This window comes from Methylobacterium sp. CM6244, from assembly GCF_054817885.1.
The window spans coordinates 4,281,364-4,306,905 of sequence record NZ_CM139247.1 but is presented as its reverse complement, the minus strand read 5'-3'; the positions used below and the strand labels follow the sequence as shown (position 1 = coordinate 4,306,905).

The following is a 25,542-nucleotide window of genomic DNA, read 5'->3' as shown; positions in this document are numbered from 1 at the left end:
CCCTCCTCGACGGGATGAGCAGCGCTCCTAGTTTAACTCCCATGCGCTTCATGATTCTGACCGCCGCCCTCGTGTCATTCTTCAGCAGTTCGGCCCAGGCAGATCCGTGCGGGGATCTCATCGACAGCGTCGTGGCTGAGACGAAGGCCACGCTCGTCAACCGCACCGTTGATTTCGCGGAAATGTCGGTCACCAACGGGATGACGCTGACACTCGCCTGCGGTGACCCGTCCGCTGTCGGAGTCCAATTCAAGGGGGAGACGCCGAGCGATGACTACTATGACCTGTTCGGCCGGGCCGGGCGGATCGCTACCGGGATTGCATCAGACCTGATCGTAGCCGCAGCTCGCCGCGCCCGCGAGCAGGCGGTCATCTCCCGCCACAGCCATGCCGATGCGGCGACATCTCTCGTCACGTGCTCTGTCATAAACGGGAGCCGTGGACCAATGACCGGCTGCGCGGTGGTAAATAAGCGCGACCGCTGAGGCATCCCCCCTGGGTCGCTGCCGAGCAAAGTATAGGTGCGCCACAGCAGGCCTTACGCCGGTGCGGTGGATTTGCTCGATGATGCTCGGCTCGATGCTTCGGCCCAGTCAGATTTCCCGGTTAGCCATAGGAACCCACCTGCCGATGGTCGAGCCGGGTGGTTGACGTCGTCGCTCGTGAAGAAAAACGTCGTGGGTATAAGCAGACGCTGACTATCAAGAGCGGAGAGCTGCACCTCGGGACATCTACCCCGGTGGTGTTCAGGGATGCATCTTCGGCGACGAAGAAATTAGCTGTCTCGCCGCCGCCATTCACATTGTCACCGGAGAGCCGCTCCCTCCGGAGCCTGCCGTCGATGAGCAAGGACAGCAGGTGCTTCTTACGGAAGGATCAGGCTGAGGCGCCGGCGGAAGAGTCGAACAGGAAATCGTCGGCGGCTGGGACAGTGACAGACAGGCCGGAGCCGTAGGCTGCTTTTGAGAGGCGCCAGGGGCGGTCGGCTTGGGCGCGGATAGCCTCGGACGGACGCAGGCGCCGCAACGCCCCTTCTTCGCTCAATTCCTCGACGGTGAGGAAGCCGTAGACCTGCAGGCGGGCGGCGATCAGCTTAGTCTCACGATCACCCGCCGCAACCGCGAGCGTTCCGCTGGCATAGACCGCATCCATCAGCGCGCGCTGATCGACCCGCCTCGCGGCTAGGGAGGGCGATACGACGGGAGCCTGGGGCTGGGGCCTGCCGGGACGTCGGAAGGGAACCACGTTGTCGATCGCCGTGTGAACGCTACGCATACACCGTTACCCTTACAAACCACGCGCGGAGACCAGCGCATGTCGCCCCGGCCCCAACGATCGCTAGGTTTCGACGAGTCGGATTAATGGGCGGTTTACGGTAAATCCCAGCCCTGTCCCGAAGGTGCACCGCCTTGTACTTCACGCAAAAGAGAGGAAATTCCCTTACGCCGACCTGCCCGAACGGCGATGCCCGCCCGTCCGGACACACATGCTTCGAAACAGTAACAGAGCAAAGCATTTGCTAGTGTAAATACGTCGTACTCCAGTGTATTAATAATATATATTCTATCAGATGACGTTCTGCCATTCTGTTTCGGCTCAAAGTAGCACTATCCGACGATAGCTCCTATTTGAAATATCACTTTATGGCTAATTAATCTTGGGATACAATGACTATCTCAAGTCTAAAAATTGGCATATAGCCACGTATGGCGTTCATGGCAGGCCTTATTGCAACGTTCGACCCGAACCGGCAGGCTCTCGCCGCGGATGAGCGCATCTATATGCATAACATTGGGAATGAGGACCTTTGGCTGTGGAGGTGATCTGGGCTGCGCCTTATGGCGTTGGCTACGTCGAACCTGGGGGCAAGCGCGTCCGCATCGTGGCGGTGCCCCTGTATCAGCTAACCTGTCCCAACTTCGCAGGACACCTCCTCGACGGCCCCTTGTCACGACCGCCTTCGAAGGCATGGACGCCAGCAGGGGATGCCGACTTCAAACCGGCAACACGCTCCTTATCGATACCGGAGCCTGGAGCGTGCTGGAGTCGGCCTTTCGCTTGAACGCTTTATGAGGAATCCCTAGTGCAGAGATTGCCGCCCGCTCAGCGGGATCGAGGGAGCCGCCGAATTGGTGCTCTCCTTGTAGATCGGCACGATGAGCCGCAGCCAACCGCGCGTTTCTTGACCACCGTAATTGCGCTCCACCACATCCCGCGTGACATAGGCCTGGAGGTTCGCAGGCCCGAAATTGTAGCCGACGAGGCCGCCGACGGCGATCTGTCCCTGGCGGCGATACCCGGGAAATCGGGTGGGCATGTCAGTGGAGGCGAAGGCTACCGGGCCGACCTCCCACTTACCGAATTTCTTGGTCGCAGTGAGGTCGAGGTTGAGATAGTCGGGATAGACCACACCTTGGGCGGTCACCGGATCGACGAAAACTCCGTAGAGCAGATTAGCGGTCAGGTTCAGTCCGTTACCCGTATAGCTCGCAGCGAAGCGGTGGCTGAGGGACGCATTCCGGGTGAGGAACTCCGTCTCGATCGGCAGGTATCCACCGAAGAGATAACTGACGCCGAAATCGTTGCCGAGGTTCCAAGCAAGTTGGGCAGCGAGCAGTGGTTGGCCGATGCCGCTCTGATAGGCTGCGCCTCGCGGACTCGACGCTACGACCGGCTGGATCGCCGCCAGGTTGAGGCGCGCGCCCAGCAGGTTCCAGGGCGTCGCCCAAAGGAAGGTGGGCAGGTTGATATTAGATTCGGAATCAAGCGGCCGGGTATCGCGGACACCAAAGCTCGACGTGTTCACGAAGTAGAGGCCGACGGGAAGCTGGGCGCCAACGGGGAGACCGACCGTCTGTCCCGGTTGCGCCGCAGAACCGGCCTGGACCGGCCTTGAAGCCAGGGTGGTCAGGCCGAGGCCGACGCACAGGGTGAGACCGAGCGTGTATGTCGCGTGACGGGTACCGTGAATCATCCAGTGCCTCTTCTTCGAGCGTGATGGGAAGAGCGCTGCGTTCGAGCCAGCTCTCCTTCATCGACGCACCAGCACCGGATCTCATTCCCCACGTATCGTCATCGCATCTGCGGATGTCACCTAAAGGTCACATATAGATAAAGGGGCAATTCTCTCGCGAAATACATACAAATTAAAGTAGCGATCGTTACTTTCATAGACGGAAATATTTATTTGTACTCTTGCTGCGATACCGCTTTTCAATGTGAGATCAAAATCATCGGCTTCGCGTTTGCAGCGCTCGCAGGTATTGATGTCCGCGACGTCGTTAGCGCTGAATCACGGCGTCGGCGCAACACCAGCGGGGGCCGGCAAGGCGACACGTTTCTCGGGATTCCTGATCTGACTGTATACGACGCTGGAAAAGCTGCCGATGACCGCGTGCCAGCCGATCTTGCCGTAGGCCGGATCATGGCGCGCAGTCTGGCAGAATACTGTCGTCAGCCCATTGACGATGTCGTCGTCCTTGGCCCCTCCGGCGGCTGCCTTTACCTTGGGTAGCAGAGAGTCGATGACCGGCACGAAGTTGTCCGGCGCCAAGCCTTTGAGGCTCTCAGCACTCCCCGCATCGGCGATGGCCTTTGCGACCTCTGGTTGCGCGATCTCCGCGCAGGGCGCCGTTCCGGCGAGCATGGTCTGAGTGGCGGTCCGGGCGGTTGTGACGATGCCGCGCTCGGCGATGACGGGGGCGTTGTTGCCCCACGCGTTGCGGATGTAGTCCGTGACGTCGGCGACCTCTCGGTCGGTCATGCCGGCCCCCACTGCAGGCATCGGCGCGTAGCCGTTCTGGGCAGCGAGGCCGCCGAGGATGATGCGGATCACCGTCTCGGGGCCTTCCGACTGCACCGAGGTATTGCCGGCGAGCGCCGGGATCGCCCCCTCGACGCCCTGGCCGTCCGGCTTGTGGCAGGAGGAGCAATAGCTGAGATAGGTCGCAGCACCCGGCGCATCGGCCTGGTTGAAGGCCTGGATGTCCTTGATTTTATAGCTCTCTTTGGCTTTCTGCGTGCGCAGGTAGGCGACCATCGCCTTCAGGTCGGCATCGGTCAGCCTGGAGAGGGATTCCTCGATGGTCTGACGCATCGGCCCGGCGGCGACGCCCGGCCGGTTGCCCGGAGCCGTGCCGGTTTTGAGGTATTCGACCACCTGATCGTCGGTCCAGGAGCCGATCCCGGTGTGGTCGTCGGGGGTGATGTTGGGCGCGTACCAGCCGTCGATGACCCCGCCACCGAGTTTGCCCGCCAACCCGCTGTTTCCGACGATCTTGTTGGCGTTGTGGCACATGCCGCAATGGCCGAGGCCCTCCACGAGGTAGCCGCCGCGATTGACCTCGGCGCTGGCGTTTGGATCCTGCTTGAACTCGCCCGCGGTGAAGAACGCGGTGCGCCAGGTGATGAGCGCGCTGCGAATATTGAAGGGGAAGGGGATCTCGGAAGGTTTGCGGGGCTCCTTCACTGGCTTGAGGGAGCGCAGATAAGCAAAGATCGCATCGGAATCGTCGCGCGTGACTTTGGTGTACCAGGCGAAGGGGAAGGCCGGATAGAGGTAGCTGCCCTCGTTGTCGATGCCTTCGTGCAGGGCGCGGTAGAAGTCGTCGGCGGTCCATTTGCCGAGCCCGGTCTCGTCGTCCGGTGTGAGGTTCGGCGTGCGGATCTTCCCGATCGGCGTGTTGAGGACATAGTTCCCGGCAAAGGGCCTGCCGCCCGGTGCCGAATGGCAGGCGACGCAATCGCCCGCCGTCGTCAAGTATTCGCCCCGCTTGATCTGTTCAGCATCTTGGGCCGAGGCACAGGTCGCGGCGGCGATGAGGCCGGCCGAACCGAGCAGGAGGGCAGATATGCGACGCATGAAGCCGGTTCTCCACTCATGAAGCCGAAGGTTGGACAGCAGCAATTCAGGCACGCCTCGTGACCGTTCTGCCCGGTCGGCGAAGGTCGGGCACGACCGGATCGGATGCGTCATGCGACCCCCCAAACATGCGCAACGCGACCTCCCCTAGATGCGCCATCAGCGAGGCGATGAGGCAGAGCGCAACCACCGTCCAATCCGAGCCGATCAGCGCGGCGCGGATCGCCAGCATCAGCGCCGCGCCCGAGGCGAGATTGCAGAAAAGGGGCGGAAGGAGCGGGCGATCTCGCCCATAAAGGCGCCATGCCACGAGGGCGGCGGCCTCCAGGGCCACGAGACCGAGGATTACGTCGATGATCCGCCCGGAGGCGAAGAGCGACGCCAGGGTCGCCACATCCGGAATCATACCCGGCTTCCGACATCGCGGACCGGTACGGCCCGGCCAAACGGCCCGTTCAGCCACACGATCGCCCGGTTGAGAAGTGTCGCGACGCTGACCCATGCGAGGTAGGGCGCGAGCAGCAACGCCGCGATCCCCGAGGCCTGGGCCGTCACCGCGATCAGCGCCACGATGGAGAGCCAGAGGGCGATGACTTCGAGATAGGCCCAGTCCGGCCGGCGTAGGCGGAAGAAGATGCCGCTCCAGGCGATGTTGAGACAGAGGTTGACGCCGTAGGCGACCAGTAGCGCGGTGCGCGCCGAGGTTCCGGCATCCGCGTGCCAGGCCATCACGGCGGAGATCGCCATGAGGGTGAAGATCGTTGTCCAAACCGGGCCGAAGGCCCAGTCCGGCGGCTTCCACGAGGGACGCCGCAGGGTTTGATACCAGGGGCCGGTCGTCGTCAGGAGACCACCGGCGAGGGCGGTGACGAGGGCGGCGGCCGCCGAAGCCACGACCGGGCCGGTCTCGTAACCGCCGATCACGGCGAGACCCAGCGGAACAGGTGCGCCAGATCCTTGAAGAAGATCCGCGCATGGGCGGCGGGCTTTGCCCGGACCAGCTCCTTGTTCATGTAGGAATCCCAGGTCAGCTGCTGGACGTCCTTGTCCTTGCAGATCGAGACGAAGCGCTCCCGCAGGGAATCGTTGCGGTACCAGACCCATTGCATCATGCGCAGGATCAGAAAGACGCGGCCGTGCAGGCGCATGAAGCGACGCCGGGCAAGGGCCAGGGATGCGGCCTTGCCGGTGGCGAGGAAGGTGTCGGCCGCCTCCGCCGCGAGCCGGCCGCCGAGCATGGCGTAGTAGATGCCCTCGCCCGAAGCCGGGGCGACGATGCCGGCGGCATCCCCGGTGAGCAGCACGTCCCGGCCATTGTCCCAGCGCCTGAGCGGCTTCAGCGGCAGCGGCGCGCCCTCGCGGCGCAGGGTCTCGCCGGCATCGAGGCCCGTGGAGGCGCGCAGGGACCGGATCGCCCCGCGCAGGGAGAACCCCTTGCGAGCGCTGCCGGTGCCGATGCTGATCGTGTCGCCATGGGGGAAGACCCAGGCGTAGAAATCCGGCGAGAGCTTGCCCTGGTAGTAGACGTCGCAGCGCGTCCCCTCGACATCGCCGCTCCCATCCGCCGGCGACCGGACGATCTCGTGATAGGCGAAGACCTGTTTCATCGCCGCGTGGCCGGGAATCTCGGCCCGCCCGACCACCGAACTCGCGCCGTCCGCGCCGATGACGAGGCGGGTGCGAACCCGGTACTCCGCATCGCCCGAGCGGTAATGCACCACCGCCCCGCCTTCCGCGTCGCGGATGATGCGGGTGAAGCTGCCCGGGCGGTGGTCGGCCCCAGCCAGGGCCGCGCGGTCGCGCAGCCAGGGGTCGAAATGCTCCCGGTCGACCATGCCGACGAAGCCGTCGCCGATGGGCATGTCCACCCGCTTGTCGGCGGGTGAGATCATGCGGGCCGAGCGGACGCGGGCGACGAGCAGCGCGTCGGGAATGGCGAAATCACGGATCAGGCGCGGCGGGATCGCGCCGCCGCAGGGCTTGATCCGCCCCGGCTTGTCGAGGAGCAGCACCCGCCGCCCCATCCGGGCGAGATCGGTGGCGGCGGTGGCCCCGGCCGGGCCGCCTCCCACCACCACGACGTCGAAGGTCTCCAATTCCGGCATGGGTCTCACCTCAACGACAATCGGGGCTGCAGCACGGGCTCGGCGAGGCGGGCAGGGCGGCGCAATTGCGTCGCAGCGGCATGCTCGATCCGCATGGCCAGGGCGGCGCCGACCAGAAACAGGGCGGCCTCGGCCAGGAAGACGGCAGCATAGGCAAGGACCGCTTCGGGGCTGACGAGGCGGGCGAGATCCACCGCCATGGTCCCGAGGAAGCCTCCGGCCCCGAAGGCGACGCCCTGGGCCGCGCCCCAGACGCCCATTCGGGTGCCGCGCTCGGCCTCGCCACCGGCACCCGCCAGACCCATCATCGAGCCGATGGCGGCCACGGCGAACATCCCGTTGAACAGGCCAAGAGCGAAGACGGCGGCGCGCAGGGGGAAATCCGGGCCGACGAGGCCACCGACGGCGATTCCGGCCAGAGCCAGCGCCGAGCCGGCGCAGCCGGTGGCGGTCCATACTTTCAGCGAGCCGAGATAGGGACCGCCGATTCCCATGGTGAGGCCGGCGACGGTGAGCATGCCGGCGAGCACGCCGCCATGCTGGAGACCGGACAGCTTGGTGGTGGCCCCCGGCGTCATCGCGAAGACGAGGCCGGCGAAGGGTTCGAGGATGAGCTCCTGCGCGCTGTAGGCGAGCATCGCCACGAAGATGAAAATGGTGAAGCGGCGCGAGGCCGGCTCCGACCAGACCCGGGCCAAGACCTCGCGGAACGGCCGCTTCCCGCCGGCATCGGACGGTGCGGCCGCCGCGCGGCGCGGCTCGATTCCACGGATTGCGAGACAGGCGAGGGCGAAGGCGGCAAGCGACACCGTGGCGGAGACCATCACCAGCCGGACACCGGAGAACGGATCGAGGAAATGTCCGGCGATCGGCGCGGTGATGGCGAAGCCGGCGATCATCATCACCCAGACGATGGTGGCGGCAGCCCCCCTGCGGCGCGCATCGACGCCGCCCGCCAGGAGAACGAGGAGAGAGGTCCCCGCCGCGCCCGCGCCCATCCCCACCAAGAGGAAGGACAGGATGGCGAGGGCGATGCCGGTGGAAAGCTGCGTTTCCATGAGGGCGGTCGCCGCCGCCGCACCGAATCCGCCGAGGCAGAGCGCGGCCATGCCGCCGACGATCCAGGGCGTGCGCCGCCCGCCCACATCCGAGCCGTAGCCCCAGCGCGGGCGCAGGACCTGCACGGCGTAGTGGAGGGTGACGAGGGCGCCGGGGATCATCGCCGGCAAAGCGAGCTCTACGACCATGACCCGGTTGAGGGTCGAGGTCATGAGAACGACCACGGCACCCAAAGCGGTCTGGACGAGGCCAAGGCGGACGATGGCGAGCCAGCCCATAATCGGCGCCATCACGCGGCTCCCTGCTGCGCGAGGGCCCTGAGGGCGAAAGCCGCCACCAGCATGCCGAGCACGTAGAGGGTGGTGCCGGTGCCGTTGTACCAGGCTGCCCGCTCGCGCGGGCTCCGGAGCAGGCGGGACATCAGCGCGAGTTGCGCCACGAGCAGCCCCGTGACGAGGGCCGCGTGCCCCGCGCAGTTCCACCAGGCCGAGAGGAGGAGGATCACCGCCAGCTGTGGCAGGGCCATGACGAGGCAGGCGAGGCGCGCGGCCCGGTCGGTCCCGAGCTGGACCGGCAGCGAGCGGAGATTCATGCGCGCATCCCCTTCCACCGACTTGAAGTCGTTGAGGGTCATGATGCCGTGGGCACCCACCGAATAGAGGAGGGCCACCGTGAGAACGCGGTGGTCGGGCAGGGCGCCGGCCATCACGGCGGCACCTGTGAACCAGGGCAGGCCCTCGTAGCAGAGCCCCACTGCCGCGTTACCCCACCAGCCGTTCTGCTTCAGCCTCAGGGGCGGCGCGCTGTAGATCCAGGCGAGGACGAGACCGAACAGCGCGGCGCTGAGGATCCAAACCCCGAGCGAAGCCGCGACGGCGAGGGAGAGGGCGGTCCAGGCCAGCGCGACGTAGAGGCCCCAGCGGCCGGGCATCCGGCCGGACGGGATCGGGCGCAGCGGCTCGTTGATCGCGTCCACATGGCGGTCGTACCAATCGTTGACCGCCTGCGAGGTCGCGCACACCAGGGGGCCGGCGAGCACGATCCCGGCGAGGATCAGCGGCCAGCGCCCCTCGGCCGCCATACCCGACGAGACCACGCCGCAAGCGAAGGCCCACATCGGTGCGAACCAGGTGATCGGCTTCAGAAGCTCGACCAGGGTGGCGGGAGCGGGGATGCCGACGGAAGCGGCGGGAGGGGTGGACGCCGACGTTGCCATGCCCCGAAGCTAGGAGCCGAACGTCGGAAGTGTCAAGGAAGATTGACACATAAAATGTCAATCTTGTGCGACATTTGGCCTGCCGGAAGACAGGCCTGAACTATTGTTCGTCGGCAGGCTCCGGCGCATCGAGATCGCCGATGCCATAACGGCGCAGCTTGGCGTAGAGGCCCTGCCGGCTGAGCCCCAGCATCTCGGCGGCCGAGGCCCGGTTGTCGCGGGTAATGCGCAGGGCCGCCTCGATGCAGAGGCGCTCGATCAGGTCCGTCGATTCGCGCACGAGGTTCTTCATCGAGACCCGGCCCACGAGTTCGGTCATCTGCTCGACGGAGCGTGGCAATTCCCGACCACCCAAAGCCGTCGCGGTGCGGCGCGGCGTCGAACGGATGGTGAAGCCGAGGCAGGGTTGCCCGGCGCCGGGCACCGCGACGGCGGCGACTTCCACCTCCTCCACCGAACCGTACTCGCCCCGGAGACTCGTCGCGAAATGGCGCACCGAGCCATGCTGGCCAAGGGTGGAGAACAGGGCGGCGGCCTCGGTCTCCTCTCGGCCGAGCCAGCGGTCGAGGGGTTCGCCGCGCACCTGTTCCTCGGTGGCGAGTTGCACGAGATCGAGGAAGGCGGCGTTGGCGGCGAGGATACGGCGGGCCGGATCGGTGACGACGAAACCTTCGGGCAGGCTCTGGATCACGTCGAGGGCGGAGGTGCCGGCACGGCTCGGTCCGGCCACCTCGGCGGGACCGGAGGAGAGGCGCAGGAGCGCGCTCGTGGCGTTCTCCTGGCGGAACAGGGAAGCGGCGACGCGGGTCTCGCCGCGACCGTTGCCGAGCTGCGCGACGAGATCGCCGGCCTGGCCGGTGATGCGCAGGCCAGCGAACAGCGATTCGAGTTCGCGGGTGCTGGCGGAATCGAACAGGTCGACCACGTCCTGTCCGATGATGCGCTTCTCCGCCCGGCCGAGGAGGCGGGCGGCGGCCGGGTTCACCTCGGTGACCCGGCGGGTGGCGGCATCCACCACCAGGACAGGCTCGCCGGCAAGCTGGAACAGCAGGCGGTAGCGGGTCTCGGCGCCGCGCAGGCGCAGGTAGTCGCGTTCCAGGGCCTGCTGGGTCTCTGCGAGCTTTCGCTGGAGCACGGCCATGGCGCGGAGATTGCGGCCGATGGCGATGATCGGACCGCCATTCTCCAGGCGCAGGGCGGAATAGCGGACTGGCAGGTCGATGCCGGTGGCGGAGGGATGGTTCACCTGCCGCCAGCGCGTGACGGCGCCCGGGGCGGCATCGCGCAGGAGGGCGGCGATCTTCGGCCGGCTCTCGACCGTGACGGTATCCATCCAGGGCTGGCCGAGCCAGGTCTCACAGCCTTCATCGGCGAAATCCGCGTTGCCGAAGGCCGCATCGCGGATGATCCCGTCCGCATCGACCACCAGAGCGAGATCCGTCGCGGCCGCGACGAGAAGCCCGGCCGACTCCGCGTCCAGGGGACCGAGTGCCTTACGAAGCGCTGCGAAGGTTTCCGCCGCGGCGGGAAGTGCCAGACTGGTCAAGGATCACCACGATGTGACGACGTCGAGCCGGTCTTTCAGCAGGGTCTGGCCCGCGGATCAAGCAAGCTCTCGGCGATGGTTATGGCAAGGCGTGCATCACCCGCCGTCGCGTCCGCGCCGACGAGTGCCGAATATTCGGGATGGTTCATGAAGATCGGCCCGCCGACCATGACACGGACCGATGGATTGCGCGAGGTGCGACGAAGCTCGGTCACCAGCCGGGTGAGGGTTGGGAGTAGGGTTTCGCAGCCGAGCGATACGCCGATCACATCGAACCAGCCCGTGCTGGCGGCGCGGATCGCCTGGGAATGCGCGGAATGGGCCGCACTGGTCACATCCCATCCGGCGTCGCGGAAGAAGCGTTCGACGAGGGAGAGACCGAAGCTGTGCGTCTCGCCGGGACAGGCCATCAGGAAGACGCTGCGGCCGTGCGGGTCCGGCGCCGGCTCGTCGCGAAACCGGGCGGTGAGCTCGTGCATGATGCGCTGGAGCCGGCCCATGGCGATGGTGAGCTCGGCGAAGTCGCAGAGGTCTTCCTCCCACAACAGGCCGAGATGGCGGGCCGTGGGGGCGAGGAGATCGAGGAGCAGGCTGTCGAGGGCGAGCCCGTCATCAACGAGGCGCGCGATCCGGTCTTCGACATCCTCGCCGTCCGGTGACAGGACCAGCGTGGCGAAATCCGTGATCTGCTCCGTGCTCGGCAGGATTCCCGGGCGGTTGGCACGGGAATCCGCCCGGTGGGCGAGCATCAGGCGAGGGATGATCTCCGCCTCGATGACGCTGGCGAGATCGACGTCCCACGCGGAGTTCCGCTCCTGCCTGGCCCCGCCAGGATATAATGCGAATTCCGACGAGGCGCACTCGTCCAATGCAACCGGCTCGATCCCGGAAGCCGTGCGAAACCGCCAGACATCATCCATTGGGTCCTCCAATGTTTTATGACGGCTTCTTGATCCAGCTCGATCTTGATTGTCGAACTTGACGTCTTCGACTTAAAAAGCGTCCGACGCTGCTTGCAGTGCGACAAGCGGGCCTTGTCGATAACGATACGCTTCACAACCCATTTGGCAATCCAGCAACTCACATTATTATGCATCAATGCTGTAAATTTAAAATGACGTAAAGCCAGCTTGACACTTATTCCGCCGGTTCATACCCTCCTCGGCAACGGGCCCCGACCATGCGGGGCCAAGCCGGGACAGGGTGGAACCGATGCCTGCAAGAGGGGGCCAGCCGACTCGACCTCTCTACTCGCCGGCCGAGCGCGCCCGCCGCGACGCCTCCCGCTGGACCCTGGTCCAGGGCATCCTCGCACCCCTCCAGTTCCTGGCTTTCCTGATCAGCCTCGGCCTCGTCCTGCGCACCCTGGCGACGGGGGAGGGCGCGCAGATGGCCAACGTCTCCATCGTCGCCAAGACTTTGCTGCTCTACGCGATCATGGTCACGGGCTCGATCTGGGAGAAGGACGTCTTCGGGCGTTACCTGTTCGCCCCGGCCTTCTACTGGGAAGACATGGTCAGCATGCTCGTGTTGGCCCTGCACAGCGCCTATCTCGTGGCGCTCGTCACGGGCGCCCTCACGACGGCGGGGCTGATGCTCCTGGCGCTCGCCGCCTATGCGTCCTACGCCGTCAACGCCGCGCAATTCCTGCTGAAGCTGCGCGCCGCCCGGCTCCAGGCCCCGTCCCGCCTCGTCCTCTCACCGGAGGGCGCGCGATGAATGCCCATGCCAAGCTCGGCAACTTCGACCCCGCCTGCGGCGTCGAGATCCGGCAGGAGCGCGGCCAGCGGGCGGTATTCTGCGGCCTCACCGGGATCGTCTGGCTGCATCGCAAGATCCAGGACGCCTTCTTCCTCGTCGTCGGCTCGCGCACCTGCGCCCATCTCATCCAATCGGCCGCCGGGGTAATGATCTTCGCCGAGCCGCGATTCGCCACCGCCATCATCGATGAGCGCGACCTCGCCGGCATCGCCGACATGAACGACGAGCTCGACCGCGTGGTGGGTCGGCTGATTGAGCGCCGCCCCGAGATCAAGCTGCTGTTCCTTGTCGGCTCATGCCCGTCGGAGGTGATCAAGCTCGATCTCGGCCGCGCGGCGCAGCGCCTATCCCGCGAGTTGTCTCCCCAAGTCCGGGTGTTGAGCTATTCGGGCAGCGGCATCGAGACCACCTTCACGCAGGGCGAGGATGCCTGCCTCGCCTCTCTCGTCCCCGCCATGCCGGCCGAGGCGAAAGATGCCGCCCCCTCGCTCCTCGTGGTCGGGGCGCTGGCCGACGTGGTCGAAGACCAGTTCGCCCGTATTTTCGCAGAACTCGGCATCGCCCCCGTGCGGTTCCTGCCCGCGCGCCGTGCCGGCGAGATGCCGCCGGTGGGCCCGAACACTCTGGCGCTGCTGGCCCAGCCCTTCCTCGCCGACACGGCACGGGCGCTGGAGGAGCGGGGCGCAACACGGCTCACCGCCCCGTTTCCCCTGGGCGCCGAAGGCACCACGGGATGGCTCAAGGCCGCGGCGGACGCGTTCGACGTGGCCCCCGACCTATTCGCCGCGGCCACCGCCGCGGGATCGCGCCGCGCAGAACAGGCGCTGGCGCCCTACAGGGCCATGCTCGCCCGCCGGCGCGTGTTCTTCTTCCCCGATTCGCAGCTGGAAATCCCGCTTGCGCGCTTCCTGTCACGGGAACTCGGCGCCGAACTCGTCGAAATCGGCACGCCCTACCTGCATCGCGGCCATCTCGCCGACGAACTGGCGCTGCTCCCGCGCGGAACGACGATCGTCGAGGGCCAGGACCTCGATGCCCAGATGGACCGGTGCCGGGCGGCCCGGCCGGACCTGACGGTGTGCGGCCTCGGCCTCGCCAACCCGCTGGAGGCGGAGGGGCTGGCGACGAAATGGTCGATCGAGCTGCTGTTCACCCCGATCCAGGGCTACGACCAGGCCGGCGACCTCGCCGAACTGTTCGCCAGACCCCTCGTCCGTCGCACCCGGCTGGAGGTCTGACGCGATGCAGCTCACGATCTGGACCTATGAAGGGCCGCCCCATATCGGCGCCATGCGCGTCGCCACCGCCATGCGGGGACTGCACTACGTCCTGCATGCGCCCCAGGGCGACACCTATGCCGACCTGCTCTTCACCATGATCGAGAGGCGCGATGCGCGCCCGCCGGTGACCTACACCACCTTCCAGGCCCGCGACCTCGGCGCGGACACCGCCGCAATCTTCAAGAATGCGGTGGAGGCTGCCTACGAGCGGTTCCGGCCGGAGGCGATGATCGTTGGCGCGTCCTGCACCGCCGAACTGATCCAGGACGATCCGGGCGGTCTCGCCAAGGCCCTCGCCCTGCCGATCCCGGTCATCCCGCTCGATCTCCCTTCCTACCAGAAGAAGGAGAACTGGGGCGCCTCGGAGACCTTCTACCGGCTGGTGCGCACTCTGGCCGTCCCGGTGAAACCCACCGCGCCGCGCGAGACGCGGCGTCCGCTCTGCAACATTCTCGGTCCCACCGCCCTCGGCTTCCGCCACCGCGACGACCTCGTCGAGATCAGGAGCCTGCTCGGCCGGCTCGGGATCGACGTGAACGTGGTGGCGCCGCTCGGGGCGACCCCCGCCGATCTCGGCCGCCTCGGCGAGGCCGATTTCAACGTGGTGCTCTATCCCGAGATCGCGCGGGCCGCCGGGCAGCACCTGCACAAGACCTTCGGACAGCCGATGGTCGAGACCGTGCCGATCGGCGTCCAGGCCACCATCCGGTTCGTCGAGGAGGTGGCGGCGCTCGCCGGGATCGATCCGGCCCCGGTTCTCGACGGCGCACCGTCGCGGCTGCCCTGGTACTCGCGCTCCGTCGATTCGACCTACCTTACGGGCAAGCGCGTCTTCGTCTTCGGCGACGCCACCCATGCCCTCGCCGCGGCCCGCGTCGCGTCCACCGAACTCGGCTTCAAGATCGTCGGCCTCGGCACCTATACCCGCGAATTCGCCCGCGAGATCCGGGCGGAGGCGGCGCTCCACGGCATCGAGGCCCTCGTCACCGACGATTACCTCGACGTGGAAGCGGCGATCCAGGCCAGCGCCGCCGAACTGGTGCTGGGCACTCAGATGGAGCGGCACATCGCCAAGCGTCTGGGCCTTCCCTGCGCGGTGATCTCGGCCCCGATCCACGTCCAGGATTTCCCCGCCCGGCATTCGCCGCAGATGGGGTTCGAGGGCGCCAACGTCCTGTTCGATACCTGGGTCCATCCGTTGATGATGGGGCTGGAAGAACATCTGCTCGGCATGTTCCGCGAGGACAACGAGTTCCACGCCGACGCCGCGCCCTCCCATCTCGGACCCGCTCACCAGCCTGTCCCTCCCCCCTTTGCGGGGGAGGGTGGCCCTCGCGTCAGCGAGGGTCGGGAGAGGGGAGCGCCAGTTCCGGAGAGGTCGCCCCCTCTCCCGCCTGCTCCGCAGGCACCCTCCCCCGCAGAGGGGGGAGGGAGTTCCAGTTCCGCACAAAGCACCTGGGCCCCCGACGCCGAGAAGGAACTCAGGAAGATCCCGTTCTTCGTGCGGGGCAAAGCCCGCGCCAATACCGAACGGTTCGCCCGCGAGCGCGAACTCCCCCTCATCACAGTCGAGACGCTCTATGATGCCAAAGCGCATTTCGGGCGCTGAGCGTCCGGCCCTCCGCATCGTCGTCGTGACGATGGACAATCACATGGCGAGCGCGCTCGAACGCGCCCGCCGCCGGCTCCATGACGAGATGCCGGGGCTCGTCCTCGGCTTCCACGCCGCCGCCGAGTGGGACACCGATCCGGGAGCGCTCGCGTCCTGTAAGGAGGACATCGCGGTCGCCGATATCGTGGTCTCCACCATGCTGTTCATGGACGAGCATGTCCGCGCCATCCATCCGGCGCTGCTCGCCCGCCGCCCGCATTGCGACGCCATGATCGGCTGCCTGTCGGCGAGCGAGATCGTGAAGACGACGCGCCTCAACCGCTTCGACATGGACGGCACCAAGCGTGGCGCCCTCGATTTCCTGAAGAAGCTGCGCGGCAAGACCGGCGCCCAGGGCAACGGCGCCCGCCAGATGGCGATGATCCGCCGCCTGCCCAAGATCCTGCGCTTCATCCCCGGCTCGGCCCAGGATGTCAGGGCCTATTTCCTCACCCTGCAATACTGGCTCTCGGGCTCGGACGAGAACATCGCCAACCTCGTGCGCTTCCTCGTCGGCCGCTACGCCGCCGGGCCGCGCGCGGCCTGGCGCGAGATCGCCGCCGCTCCGGCCCCCATGAGCTATCCCGAGACCGGTCTCTACCACCCACGCATGAAGGGCCGGATCGGCGAGGACGTGACACGGGTTCCCGCTCCCGCCGGCACCGTGAAGGGCCGGGTCGGCCTGCTGGTGATGCGCTCCTACGTGCTGGCCGGAAACACCGCGCATTACGATGGCGTCATCGCCGCCCTCGAAGCGCGCGGGCTCGCCGTCGTGCCGGCCTTCGCCAGCGGCCTCGACAACCGCCCGGCGGTGGACGCCTTCTTCCGGAGCAACGGGCGCCCCGTCATCGACGCCCTGGTCTCGCTGACGGGATTCTCCCTGGTGGGCGGCCCGGCCTATAACGACGCCTCGGCCGCCGAGGAGACCCTGCGCGGCCTCGACGTGCCGTATCTCGCTGCCCACGCCCTCGAATTCCAGACCGTGGAGCAATGGGAGGCCTCCGATCGCGGCCTCTCCCCCGTGGAGGCCACCATGATGGTGGCGATTCCCGAACTCGACGGCGCCACCGCGCCGATGGTGTTCGGCGGTCGCTCCAGCGCGTCGCCCGGCGCCAATGCCCGCGACATGAGCGTCCATGCGGAACGGGCGGACATGCTGGCAGCGCGCGTCGAACGCCTCGTCTCGCTGCGCAGGACGGAAAAGGCCTCGCGGAAGGTCGCCATCGTCCTGTTCGGCTTTCCGCCCAATGCCGGGAGCATCGGCACGGCGGCGTTCCTTTCGGTCTACCACTCGCTCCACAACACGCTGAAGGGCCTGAAGGCCGACGGTTACGACGTCGCCGTGCCGGACAGCGTCGACGACCTGCGCAACGCCGTGCTCGCCGGCAACGCAGCCCGCTACGGCACCAGTGCCAACGTCCATCACCGCATCCCGGCCGACGACCATATCCGGCGCGAGCGCCACCTCTCCGAGATCGAAGCGCAATGGGGTCCGGCGCCGGGGCGCCAGAACAGCAACGGCTCGCAGATCTTCGTGCTGGGCGCGCAATTCGGCAACGTCTTCGTCGGCGTGCAGCCGGGCTTCGGCTACGAGGGCGACCCGATGCGGCTGCTGTTCGAGCGCGGCTTTGCCCCGACCCACGCCTTCTCCGCCTTCTACCGTTACCTGCGCGAGGATTTCCGGGCCGACGCCGTGCTGCATTTCGGCACGCACGGGGCGCTCGAATTCATGCCCGGCAAGCAGACCGGCCTGTCGGCTTCCTGCTGGCCCGAGCGCCTGATCGGGCCGCTGCCCAATGTCTACCTCTACGCCGCCAACAACCCGTCCGAGGGGATGATCGCCAAGCGCCGCTCGGCCGCCACCATGGTGAGCTACCTGACGCCGAGCCTCACTCAGGCGGGCCTCTATCGCGGGCTCATCGACCTGAAGGCCTCGGTCGAGCGCTGGCGCGGGCTGGAGCCAGAGGCGGAAGCCGAGCGGCGCGAACTCGGCCAGCTGATCCAGGCGCAGGGCTCAGCCCTCGACCTGACATCGGCCGAGCCGGCCTGGTCCGGGGACATGTCCGGCAGTATCCTGGCCCTCGGCCTCGCGCTCAGCGAACTCGAACACAGCCTGATCCCACACGGGATGCATGTGGTCGGGGAGGGCACGCCCCCTGAAGAGCGGATCGACCTGCTGACCGCCCTGGCCGAAGCCTCGAACGGGCTCCGGCCCGACCGCGCCGGCATTGCCGCCCTGGTGGCCGGCGACACGATCGACAAGGCCCTGACGGCCTCCGGCCTGCCCCTCGACGACGCCCATCGCGCCGCCTTCATCGCCCTGCGCGAGACCGACACGCTGCTGGCGCAAGACCACGAGCTTCCGGCCTTGATGCGGGCGCTCGATGGCCGCTTCATCCCGCCCGTTGCCGGTGGCGACCTCCTGCGCAACCCGTCCGTGCTGCCGACGGGGCGCAACATCCACGGCTTCGACCCCTACCGCCTGCCCTCGGCCTTCGCGGTAGCTGACGGCACCCGGCAGGTCGTCCGCATCCTCGCCCGCTACCGCGACGAGGGTGCGCCCTTGCCCGAGAGCATCGCCCTCGTCCTGTGGGGCACCGACAACCTCAAGAGCGAGGGCGGCCCCATCGCGCAGGCCCTGGCCCTGATCGGCGCGAGCCCACGCTTCGACGGCTATGGCCGCCTGTGCGGCGCGACGCTGATCCCCCTCGAAGAGCTCGGCCGCCCGCGCATCGACGTGGTGGTGACCCTGTCGGGCATTTTTCGCGACCTGCTCCCTCTTCAGACCAAGCTGCTGGCGGAAGCCTCCTATCTCGCAGCCACCGCCGACGAACCACCGGAGTGGAACTTCGTGCGCAAGCATGCCCTCGCCCACATGGACGAGCACGGGATCGACATGGAGACGGCAGCCCTGCGGGTGTTCTCCAACGCCGAGGGCACCTACGGCGCCAACGTCAACAACCTCGTCGAATCCGGCCGCTGGGAGGACGAGGACGAGATCAGCGAGACCTTCTCGCGCCGCAAATCCTTCGCCTATGGCCGCAACGGCCGGCCCACCGCCCAGCGGGCCCTGATGGGCAGCGTGCTGGCCAAGGTCGATCTCGCCTACCAGAACCTCGATTCCGTCGAAGTCGGCGTGACCTCGGTCGACCATTACTTTGATGGCCTCGGCGGGATGGGCCGGGCGGTGGCCCGCGCCAAGGGCGAGGCCGTGCCGATCTTCATCAGCGACCAGACGCGGGGGGAGGGCGTCGTGCGCTCCCTCTCCGAGCAGGTCTCCCTGGAGACCCGGACCCGCATGCTCAACCCGAAATGGACCGAGGGCATGCTCGGCCACGGCTACGAGGGCGTGCGCCAGATCGAGGCGCATCTCACCAACACCATGGGCTGGTCGGCCACCTCCAACGCCGTCGCGCCCTGGATCTACCAGCGCATCACCGAAACCTACCTCCTCGATCCGGCGATGCGCGAACGCCTCGCCGCCCTCAACCCGACCGCGTCCGCCAAGGTCGCGCATCGGCTGATCGAAGCGCATCAGCGCGGCTTCTGGACTCCCGACGCGGCCACGCGCGACGCGCTCGACCGTGCCGAGGAGGAGCTCGAAGACCGTCTCGAAGGCATCACCGCAGGGGTCGCCGCATGAACATCGCCATCCGTAATCCCGTGGCCTCGCGCCGCGAGGAAGGCAGCCTCCAGGTCGAACTCGATCCGGCGCTGAAGATCGGCACCGCCAAGGTCTTCGCCGTCTACGGCAAGGGCGGCATCGGCAAGTCCACCACCTCGTCGAACCTGTCGGTGGCCTTCTCGAAGCTCGGGAAACGCGTGCTGCAGATCGGCTGCGACCCGAAGCACGATTCGACCTTCACTCTGACCAAGCGCCTCGCCCCCACGGTGATCGATGCCCTGGAGGCGGTGCAGTTCCATTCCGAAGAATTGCGGATCGAGGACTTCGTGGCCGAGGGCTATAACGGCGTCATGTGCGTGGAGGCCGGCGGCCCCCCCGCGGGCACCGGCTGCGGCGGCTACGTGGTCGGGCAGACGGTGAAGCTTCTGAAGGAGCATCATCTCCTCGAAGACACCGACGTGGTCATCTTCGACGTGCTCGGCGACGTAGTCTGCGGCGGCTTCGCCTCTCCGCTCCAGCATGCCGACCAGGCGCTGATCGTCACCGCCAACGACTTCGATTCGATCTTCGCCATGAACCGGATCGTGGCCGCGATCCATTCGAAATCGAAGAACTATCCCGTGCGGCTGGGCGGCGTCATCGCCAACCGCTCGGCCAAGACCGACGAGATCGACCGTTTCAACGCCGCCGTCGGCCTCGAGCGCATCGCGCATTTCCCCGACCTCGACGTGGTCCGGCGCTCGCGCCTCAAGAAATCGACCTTGTTCGAGATGGAGCCGACGCCCGAACTCATCGCGGTGACGGACGAGTACATGCGGCTCGCGGCCCATCTCTGGGCCGGCGGCAAGCCGCTCTCGGCGATGCCGATGAAGGACCGCGACCTGTTCGAGTTCCTCGGGTTCGATTGAGGGGGGCCGCCATGACGAGCACCAGCTACGCGGCGCGCCGGTCGCAACTGACCACCTATTTCGACCGCACGGCGGTGGAGGCCTGGGCGCGCCTCACCACCGACGCCCCGGTCTCGAAGATCCGCGCCACCGTGCGGGCCGGGCGGGACGCCATGCGGGCGAACCTGCTCTCCTGGCTGCCCGAGGATCTCACCGGCCGGCGCATTCTCGATGCCGGCTGCGGGACGGGAGCCCTCAGCGTCGAGGCCGCCCGCCGCGGGGCGGAAGTGGTCGCCATCGACGTCTCGCCGACGCTGGTGGGCCTCGCCCGCGAGCGCAGCGCCGAGCTGCTCGGCGGCCACCATATCGACTTCCGCGTCGGCGACATGCTCGATCCCTGGCTCGGGCGCTTCGACCACGTGGTCGCCATGGATTCGCTCATCCATTACAGCGCCGGCGACATCGTCCGGGCCCTGGCGGAACTCGGCCTGCGCACCGACGGGTCCCTTGTCTTCACGGTGGCCCCGCGCACGGCGCTCCTCACCCTGATGCACGCCGCCGGCCGCCTGTTCCCGCGCGGCGACCGGGCGCCCGCCATCGTGCCGATCACCGAAGGCGGCCTGCGCCGCCGGATCGGCGGGGAGGCCGCACTCGCCGGGTTCGCTGTGGGGCGGACACAGCGGGTCAATAGCGGGTTCTACCTGTCGAACGCCGTGGAGTTGGCGCGGAAAAGCCCTCCCCGCATCGCTGGGGAGGGGGGAACCGTGCCATGAAACCCGCCGACCTCACCGCCCGCCTGCTCACGCGCCTCGGCCCCGGCCTGATGCCGTTCCTGCCCTTCGCCGACGCGGCGACGCCGGAACTGCCGCTGGGACGGTTGCTGCGGCTGGCGCTGTTCCAGGTGACGGTGGGGATGGCCGCCGTGCTCCTCATCGGCACGCTGAACCGGGTGATGATCGTCGAACTCGAAGTCCCGGCCTGGATCGTGGCCGTGATGCTGTCGCTGCCGCTGGTCTTCGCCCCCTTGCGGGCCCTGGTGGGGTTCCGCTCGGACACCCACCGCTCGGTCCTCGGATGGCGCCGCGTCCCCTACATCTGGTTCGGCACCCTGCTGCAGTTCGGCGGTCTCGCCATCATGCCGTTCGCGCTGCTGATCCTGTCCGGCGACACCACCGGCCCGGCCTGGCCGGGCCATGTGGCGGCGGCGCTCGCCTTCGTCATGGTGGGGGCCGGCCTCCACACCACCCAGACCGTCGGCCTCGCGCTCGCCACCGATCTCGCCCCCGCCCATGCGCGGCCGAGGGTCGTGGCCCTGCTTTGCGCGATGCTGCTGGCCGGTATGGTGGTGAGCGCGGTCGCCTTCGGGCTGCTGCTCGCGAACTTCTCCGCGATCCGCCTGATCCAGGTGATCCAGGGCGCGGCCCTGGTGACGATCCTCCTCAACGGCATCGCCCTGTGGAAGCAGGAGGCGCGACAGCCCGGACGCACGGCGACGGACCTGCCGCGCCCGAGCTTCTTGCAATCCTGGTCGGCCTATGCCGGCAGCGGCTTGGCGCGACGGCGTCTCGTCGCCACCGGGCTCGGCACGGCGGCCTTCTCGATGCAGGACATCCTGCTCGAACCCTATGGCGGGCAGATCCTGCATCTGCCGGTGGCCGCCACCACGGCGCTCACCGCGATGCTCGCGGCCGGAGGCGGGGTCGGCCTATTGCTCGCGGCGCGTTGGCTCGGCCGGGGCGGCGATCCGTTCCGGGTCGCGGCGGCCGGCAGCGTCGTCGGCATCGTCGCCTTCTCGGCGGTGATCTTCGCCGCGCCCCTCGCCTCGGCCCAGCTCTTCACCACCGGCGTCACGCTCATCGGCCTCGGCGGCGGTCTGTTCGCGCACGGAACCCTCACCGCCTCCATGGCTAAGGCGGGGCCGGAGGAGACCGGGCTCGCGCTGGGCGCCTGGGGCGCCGTCCAGGCCAGTGCGGCCGGAATCGCCATCGCGGCGAGCGGCATCCTGCGCGATGTCGGCTCCAGCCTTTCGGCCTCAGGGGCGCTGGGCGAGGCGATGAGCGACCCGTCGGTGGGCTACCTCATCGTCTACCACATCGAGATCGCCCTGCTCTTCGCGACGCTGCTGGCCATCGGGCCCCTCGTCCGTGATCCGACCACCCGCCTCAGGCAGGGGCGCACCCTCCTGCCGACCCCCGTTTCCCGTCAAGGAGCCTGACCATGCAACGAGGTGAAATCACGGGTTACATCGACGTCGCCCAGGTCGTGCTCTACGCATTCTGGATCTTCTTCGCCGGCCTCGTCTTCTATCTTCGGCGGGAAGACCGGCGCGAAGGCTATCCGCTGGAGAACGAAGTGGCCGGACGCCTGAAGCGGCCGGACCCGATCCTGATCCCGAGCCCGAAGCAGTTCCTGCTCTCGAACGGCCTGGTGAAGACCGCGCCGCAGACCGACATGCAGCCCGCCCGGAACTACAGCGGCCACAAGCGCGAGGTCTGGCCCGGCGCCCCGATGGAACCGGATGGCGACGGGCTTCACGACCAGATCGGCCCCGGCTCCTATGTCGACCGCGACGACCATCACGACCGGACCTGGGACGACGAGAAGCGCATCGTCCCCTTACGCGTCGCCGAGCATTTCGTGGTGCACGAGGATGGTCCCAACCCGATCGGCATGACCGTGTTCGGGGCCGACCGGAAGGTGGCGGGCATCGTCAGCGACCTCTGGATCGATCGCGGAGAGTCGATGGTCCGCTATGTCGAGGTCGAGCTCGCCGGGGGCGGGCGCCGGGTGCTGATGCCCAACACCTTCTGCCGGACGGGCCGGTTCACTCGCACCGTGAAGACCGAGGCGCTACTGGCCCATCAATTCGCGGACATCCCCGGCCAGAAGGACCCGGATTCGGTGACCCTCTACGAAGAGGAGCGGATCATGGCCTATTTCGGTGCCGGCACCCTCTACGCCACCGCCGATCGCCAGGAGCCGTTCCTGTGAGCCGCGCCGCGAGACACCGCCCCGGCGTTCCCGCCAACGCCTTCGACGCTCCGCCCGGCTTGCCAGCACCGCTGCCGCCCGGTGAGCATATCCTCTGGCAGGGCCGCCCCTGCGGCTTCGGCATCGCCGCCCGGGCCCTGCATATCCGCCTCGTCGGCCTCTGGTTCGTCGGACTGGCCCTCTGGGCGGCGATCCCGCCCATCGCCGAAGGCAGCTTCACCGAGGCCGCGCTGGTGGCCGGGCCGACACTCGCCGTCGGCAGCGGAGCGCTGGTCCTGCTCGGCCTGCTCGGCTGGCTCTCCGCCCGCTCGACCACCTACACGATCACCAATCGCCGGGTGGTGATGCGGCTCGGTATTGCCCTGCCGATGACCCTCAACCTGCCTTTCACCCTGATCGAGGGCGCCGGCTGCAAGGTTTTTACAGATGGCAGTGGTGATCTGCCTTTACGGCTGCGGGCCGGCAACCGCGTCGCCTACCTTCATCTTTGGCCTCACGCCCGGCCATGGGCTCTTTTACGACCTGAACCGATGATGCGATCGGTGCCGGAGGCAAAGCAGGCAGCCGAAATCCTCGCCCAGGCCCTGTCAACTGCACTTGACACAACAGAGGAAACTGCGGCTCCTATCGTGGTCGCGCGGAAACGGCAGGTACGTCCTCCGCGCCTCGCCAACGCGAGTTGAATGAAGGGAGGAGACGCGATGACGGCGAAGGCTGATGCCGCCCGGATTCCGCGACCGCTGGTCATTGGATCGCTCGGGCTGATGGGGTTCGTCATCGTCGTGACGGGCATTGGCCGGAGCGAGGGGATCGGCCTCTCGCACATGCCGCCGACCAGAGCTGTCCGAACCGTCGATCTGAGGCCGGAAGACCGCTCCGACGGTGCCATCGTCATTAGGGATGCAGAGAACCGGGCCGTCATCGCCACCGTCGAACCCGGAGAGGACAATTTCGTCCGTGCCACCCTTCGGGGCTTCGGTCAGGCGAGGCTCCGCGCCGGCCTCACCCGAGACCAGCCCTTCCGCCTGACGCGCTTCGCCGATGGCGGTCTCGAACTCTCCGACCCGTCCACCGGACGCGTGGTCAATCTCGGCGCCTTCGGCCCGTCGAACTTCGCGGCCTTCATCAGGCTCCTCGCAGATACGAGACTCGCCGACAGCGGAGCGGTGCGATGAGTGCGTGGTTCGGACAGCGGATCGTCGAGGTGCCCTGCACCGTCGAGATCGAGCAGACCCCCGAGACCCTCCACGCCCACGTGACCCTGGACGCCACGTTCGAGATCGAACCGGGAGACGAGGTTCAGGTCCACGACGCACCCACCTCCGTTCCCTATGGCGAGCGCCTTGTGGTCCGCCGCACCGCCACGATCACCCGTGCCGGCATCCTGGAGCGGCTCTGGACCAAATTCGCCGGCCATTTCGAGCTCACCGAACTCTACGAAGTCAGCTTCTCAGAGAGGAGGCGCCTGTGAACGTCTCGATCCAGCACCAAGGCCCGAAGGGCGTCACGCCGAAGCTACCCATGAACGAGGGCACAAAGGCCGCCCAGGAGACGACCTTCCTTTCACCCCGCTTCTACACCACCGATTTCGAGGAACTCGACCGCACCGATGTCGAGCCCGTGCGTAAGCAATGGGACATCCTGATCGCGGAGTTCCGCGCCGACCCGAACAAGCGCCACTTCACTCGCAACGAGGAGTTCGACCTCGACATGTCCGGCCTCGACCCGGACCTGCGCAAGGAATTCATGGATTTCCTCGTCTCCTCGATCACCGCCGAGTTCTCCGGCTGCGTGCTCTATGCGGAGATGAGGAAGCGCGCCAAGAACCCAGACATCCGCGAACTGTTCGGCTTCATGAGCCGGGACGAAGCCCGCCACGCCGGCTTCATCAACGACGTGCTCAAGGATTTCGGCATCGGCGTCGATCTGGGATTTCTGACCAAATCGAAGAAATACACGTTCTTCCGGCCGAAGTTCATCTTCTACGCCACCTATCTCTCCGAGAAGATCGGCTACGCTCGCTACATCACCATCTTCCGCGAACTGGAACGCAACCCGGAAAGACGTTTCCACCCGATCTTCAAATGGTTCGAGAAGTGGTGCAACGACGAGTTCCGTCACGGCGAGGCCTTCGCCCTGCTCATGCGCGCCAACCCGAAGCTGACTACCGGCATCAACCGCTACTGGATCAAGTTCTTCCTGCTCGCCGTCTTCGCCACCATGTATGTGCGCGACCATTGCCGGCCGCATTTCCACAAGGCGCTCGGGGTCGATCCGACCGATTACGACTTCAAGGTGTTCCGGATCACCTCCGACATCTCGAAACAGACCTTCCCGCTCACACTCGACCTCGACAATCCGAAGTTCAAGGCGGCCCTCGACCGGCTCCTCGTCTGTTCGACCAGGCTCGCCGACGCCAAGGCGCAGGGCGGGATCGTGGGGAGGCTCAAACAGAGTGCCTGGATCGCGGCCTCGGCGGTCAACTTCGTCCGGCTCTATGCCCTGCCGACCATCGACAACCCGATGCCGGCCGAGATCCGACTCGAGCCGGTCTGGTAGC

The 25,542-nt window shown here is 67.1% G+C and carries 23 protein-coding genes; 13 read left to right on the top strand and 10 right to left on the bottom strand.

Annotation, left to right across the window (positions count from 1 at the left end; genetic code table 11):
* Window positions 1-41 precede the first annotated feature (41 nt).
* Complete coding sequence (locus ACYQML_RS20200; RefSeq protein WP_461233826.1) at window positions 42-485, top strand: hypothetical protein; 444 nt, start codon at window positions 42-44, stop codon at window positions 483-485.
* Between the two features lie 391 nt (window positions 486-876).
* On the opposite strand, the gene ACYQML_RS20195 is transcribed toward ACYQML_RS20200, so the two are convergent.
* The 10 genes from ACYQML_RS20195 to ACYQML_RS20150 all read right to left on the bottom strand — a co-directional run bounded on the left by ACYQML_RS20195 (window position 877) and on the right by ACYQML_RS20150 (window position 11,707).
* Complete coding sequence (locus ACYQML_RS20195; RefSeq protein ID WP_056425232.1) at window positions 877-1,275, bottom strand: hypothetical protein; 399 nt, start codon at window positions 1,273-1,275, stop codon at window positions 877-879.
* An 805-nt stretch (window positions 1,276-2,080) separates the two neighbouring features.
* On the bottom strand, window positions 2,081-2,974 hold the full coding sequence (locus tag ACYQML_RS20190) for a transporter (RefSeq protein WP_461233824.1): 894 nt from the start codon (window positions 2,972-2,974) through the stop codon (window positions 2,081-2,083).
* A 318-nt stretch (window positions 2,975-3,292) separates the two neighbouring features.
* The gene (locus ACYQML_RS20185) at window positions 3,293-4,861 is read right to left on the bottom strand and encodes a c-type cytochrome (protein ID WP_461227688.1); all 1,569 of its coding nucleotides are present in this window, start codon (window positions 4,859-4,861) and stop codon (window positions 3,293-3,295) included.
* A 46-nt stretch (window positions 4,862-4,907) separates the two neighbouring features.
* Window positions 4,908-5,267 carry a hypothetical protein gene (locus tag ACYQML_RS20180; protein ID WP_461227687.1) on the bottom strand — a complete coding sequence of 120 codons (360 nt, stop codon included), beginning with the start codon at window positions 5,265-5,267 and terminating at the stop codon, window positions 4,908-4,910.
* Window positions 5,264-5,785 carry a TspO/MBR family protein gene (locus tag ACYQML_RS20175; RefSeq protein WP_461233823.1) on the bottom strand — a complete coding sequence of 174 codons (522 nt, stop codon included), beginning with the start codon at window positions 5,783-5,785 and terminating at the stop codon, window positions 5,264-5,266. The genes ACYQML_RS20180 and ACYQML_RS20175 overlap by 4 nt, the downstream gene beginning before the upstream one ends.
* Window positions 5,782-6,966, bottom strand: coding sequence for a geranylgeranyl diphosphate reductase (locus tag ACYQML_RS20170; protein WP_461233822.1), 1,185 nt, complete (start codon window positions 6,964-6,966; stop codon window positions 5,782-5,784). Before ACYQML_RS20170 ends, ACYQML_RS20175 begins: the two co-directional genes overlap by 4 nt.
* A gap of 5 nt (window positions 6,967-6,971) precedes the next feature.
* A complete protein-coding gene (locus ACYQML_RS20165) occupies window positions 6,972-8,315 on the bottom strand; it encodes a BCD family MFS transporter (RefSeq protein ID WP_461227684.1) in 1,344 nt (447 codons plus the stop codon).
* Window positions 8,315-9,241, bottom strand: a complete 927-nt coding sequence (gene chlG, locus ACYQML_RS20160; RefSeq protein WP_461227683.1) for a chlorophyll synthase ChlG — start codon at window positions 9,239-9,241, stop codon at window positions 8,315-8,317. Before chlG ends, ACYQML_RS20165 begins: the two co-directional genes overlap by 1 nt.
* Window positions 9,242-9,341: 100 nt before the next feature.
* Entirely contained in the window at window positions 9,342-10,787 is a 1,446-nt protein-coding gene (gene ppsR / locus ACYQML_RS20155; RefSeq protein ID WP_461227682.1) for a transcriptional regulator PpsR, read from the bottom strand.
* A gap of 35 nt (window positions 10,788-10,822) precedes the next feature.
* Complete coding sequence (locus tag ACYQML_RS20150; RefSeq protein WP_244477988.1) at window positions 10,823-11,707, bottom strand: cobalamin B12-binding domain-containing protein; 885 nt, start codon at window positions 11,705-11,707, stop codon at window positions 10,823-10,825.
* 292 nt (window positions 11,708-11,999) lie between these two features.
* On the opposite strand from ACYQML_RS20150, the gene bchF reads away from it, so the two are divergent.
* From bchF to acsF, 12 genes are read left to right on the top strand one after another with little or no spacing between them, the layout of a single operon-like run.
* Window positions 12,000-12,506, top strand: coding sequence for a 2-vinyl bacteriochlorophyllide hydratase (gene bchF, locus ACYQML_RS20145; RefSeq protein ID WP_419953739.1), 507 nt, complete (start codon window positions 12,000-12,002; stop codon window positions 12,504-12,506).
* A complete protein-coding gene (locus tag ACYQML_RS20140; RefSeq protein ID WP_419953738.1) occupies window positions 12,503-13,786 on the top strand; it encodes a ferredoxin:protochlorophyllide reductase (ATP-dependent) subunit N in 1,284 nt (427 codons plus the stop codon). The genes bchF and ACYQML_RS20140 overlap by 4 nt, the downstream gene beginning before the upstream one ends.
* Window positions 13,787-13,790: 4 nt before the next feature.
* Window positions 13,791-15,437 (top strand): ferredoxin:protochlorophyllide reductase (ATP-dependent) subunit B, encoded by a 1,647-nt coding sequence (gene bchB / locus ACYQML_RS20135; RefSeq protein WP_461233821.1) that lies wholly within the window; start codon window positions 13,791-13,793, stop codon window positions 15,435-15,437.
* Complete coding sequence (locus tag ACYQML_RS20130; protein ID WP_461233820.1) at window positions 15,412-19,122, top strand: magnesium chelatase subunit H; 3,711 nt, start codon at window positions 15,412-15,414, stop codon at window positions 19,120-19,122. The genes bchB and ACYQML_RS20130 overlap by 26 nt, the downstream gene beginning before the upstream one ends.
* A complete protein-coding gene (bchL, locus tag ACYQML_RS20125; protein ID WP_018043258.1) occupies window positions 19,119-20,012 on the top strand; it encodes a ferredoxin:protochlorophyllide reductase (ATP-dependent) iron-sulfur ATP-binding protein in 894 nt (297 codons plus the stop codon). The genes ACYQML_RS20130 and bchL overlap by 4 nt, the downstream gene beginning before the upstream one ends.
* 11 nt (window positions 20,013-20,023) lie before the next feature.
* The gene (gene bchM, locus ACYQML_RS20120) at window positions 20,024-20,764 is read left to right on the top strand and encodes a magnesium protoporphyrin IX methyltransferase (RefSeq protein ID WP_461233819.1); all 741 of its coding nucleotides are present in this window, start codon (window positions 20,024-20,026) and stop codon (window positions 20,762-20,764) included.
* Window positions 20,761-22,206: a BCD family MFS transporter gene (locus ACYQML_RS20115; RefSeq protein WP_461233818.1), complete on the top strand. Its 1,446-nt coding sequence runs from the start codon at window positions 20,761-20,763 to the stop codon at window positions 22,204-22,206. Before bchM ends, ACYQML_RS20115 begins: the two co-directional genes overlap by 4 nt.
* A 2-nt stretch (window positions 22,207-22,208) precedes the next feature.
* The gene (gene puhA, locus ACYQML_RS20110; protein WP_461227679.1) at window positions 22,209-22,982 is read left to right on the top strand and encodes a photosynthetic reaction center subunit H; all 774 of its coding nucleotides are present in this window, start codon (window positions 22,209-22,211) and stop codon (window positions 22,980-22,982) included.
* Window positions 22,979-23,665 (top strand): photosynthetic complex putative assembly protein PuhB, encoded by a 687-nt coding sequence (puhB, locus tag ACYQML_RS20105; protein WP_461227678.1) that lies wholly within the window; start codon window positions 22,979-22,981, stop codon window positions 23,663-23,665. Before puhA ends, puhB begins: the two co-directional genes overlap by 4 nt.
* A gap of 18 nt (window positions 23,666-23,683) precedes the next feature.
* Entirely contained in the window at window positions 23,684-24,157 is a 474-nt protein-coding gene (gene puhC, locus ACYQML_RS20100; RefSeq protein ID WP_311273849.1) for a photosynthetic complex assembly protein PuhC, read from the top strand.
* Entirely contained in the window at window positions 24,154-24,453 is a 300-nt protein-coding gene (locus tag ACYQML_RS20095; RefSeq protein WP_056425285.1) for a hypothetical protein, read from the top strand. Before puhC ends, ACYQML_RS20095 begins: the two co-directional genes overlap by 4 nt.
* Before the next feature lie 50 nt (window positions 24,454-24,503).
* Window positions 24,504-25,541: a magnesium-protoporphyrin IX monomethyl ester (oxidative) cyclase gene (acsF, locus tag ACYQML_RS20090; RefSeq protein WP_461235756.1), complete on the top strand. Its 1,038-nt coding sequence runs from the start codon at window positions 24,504-24,506 to the stop codon at window positions 25,539-25,541.
* Window position 25,542: the final 1 nt, after the last annotated feature.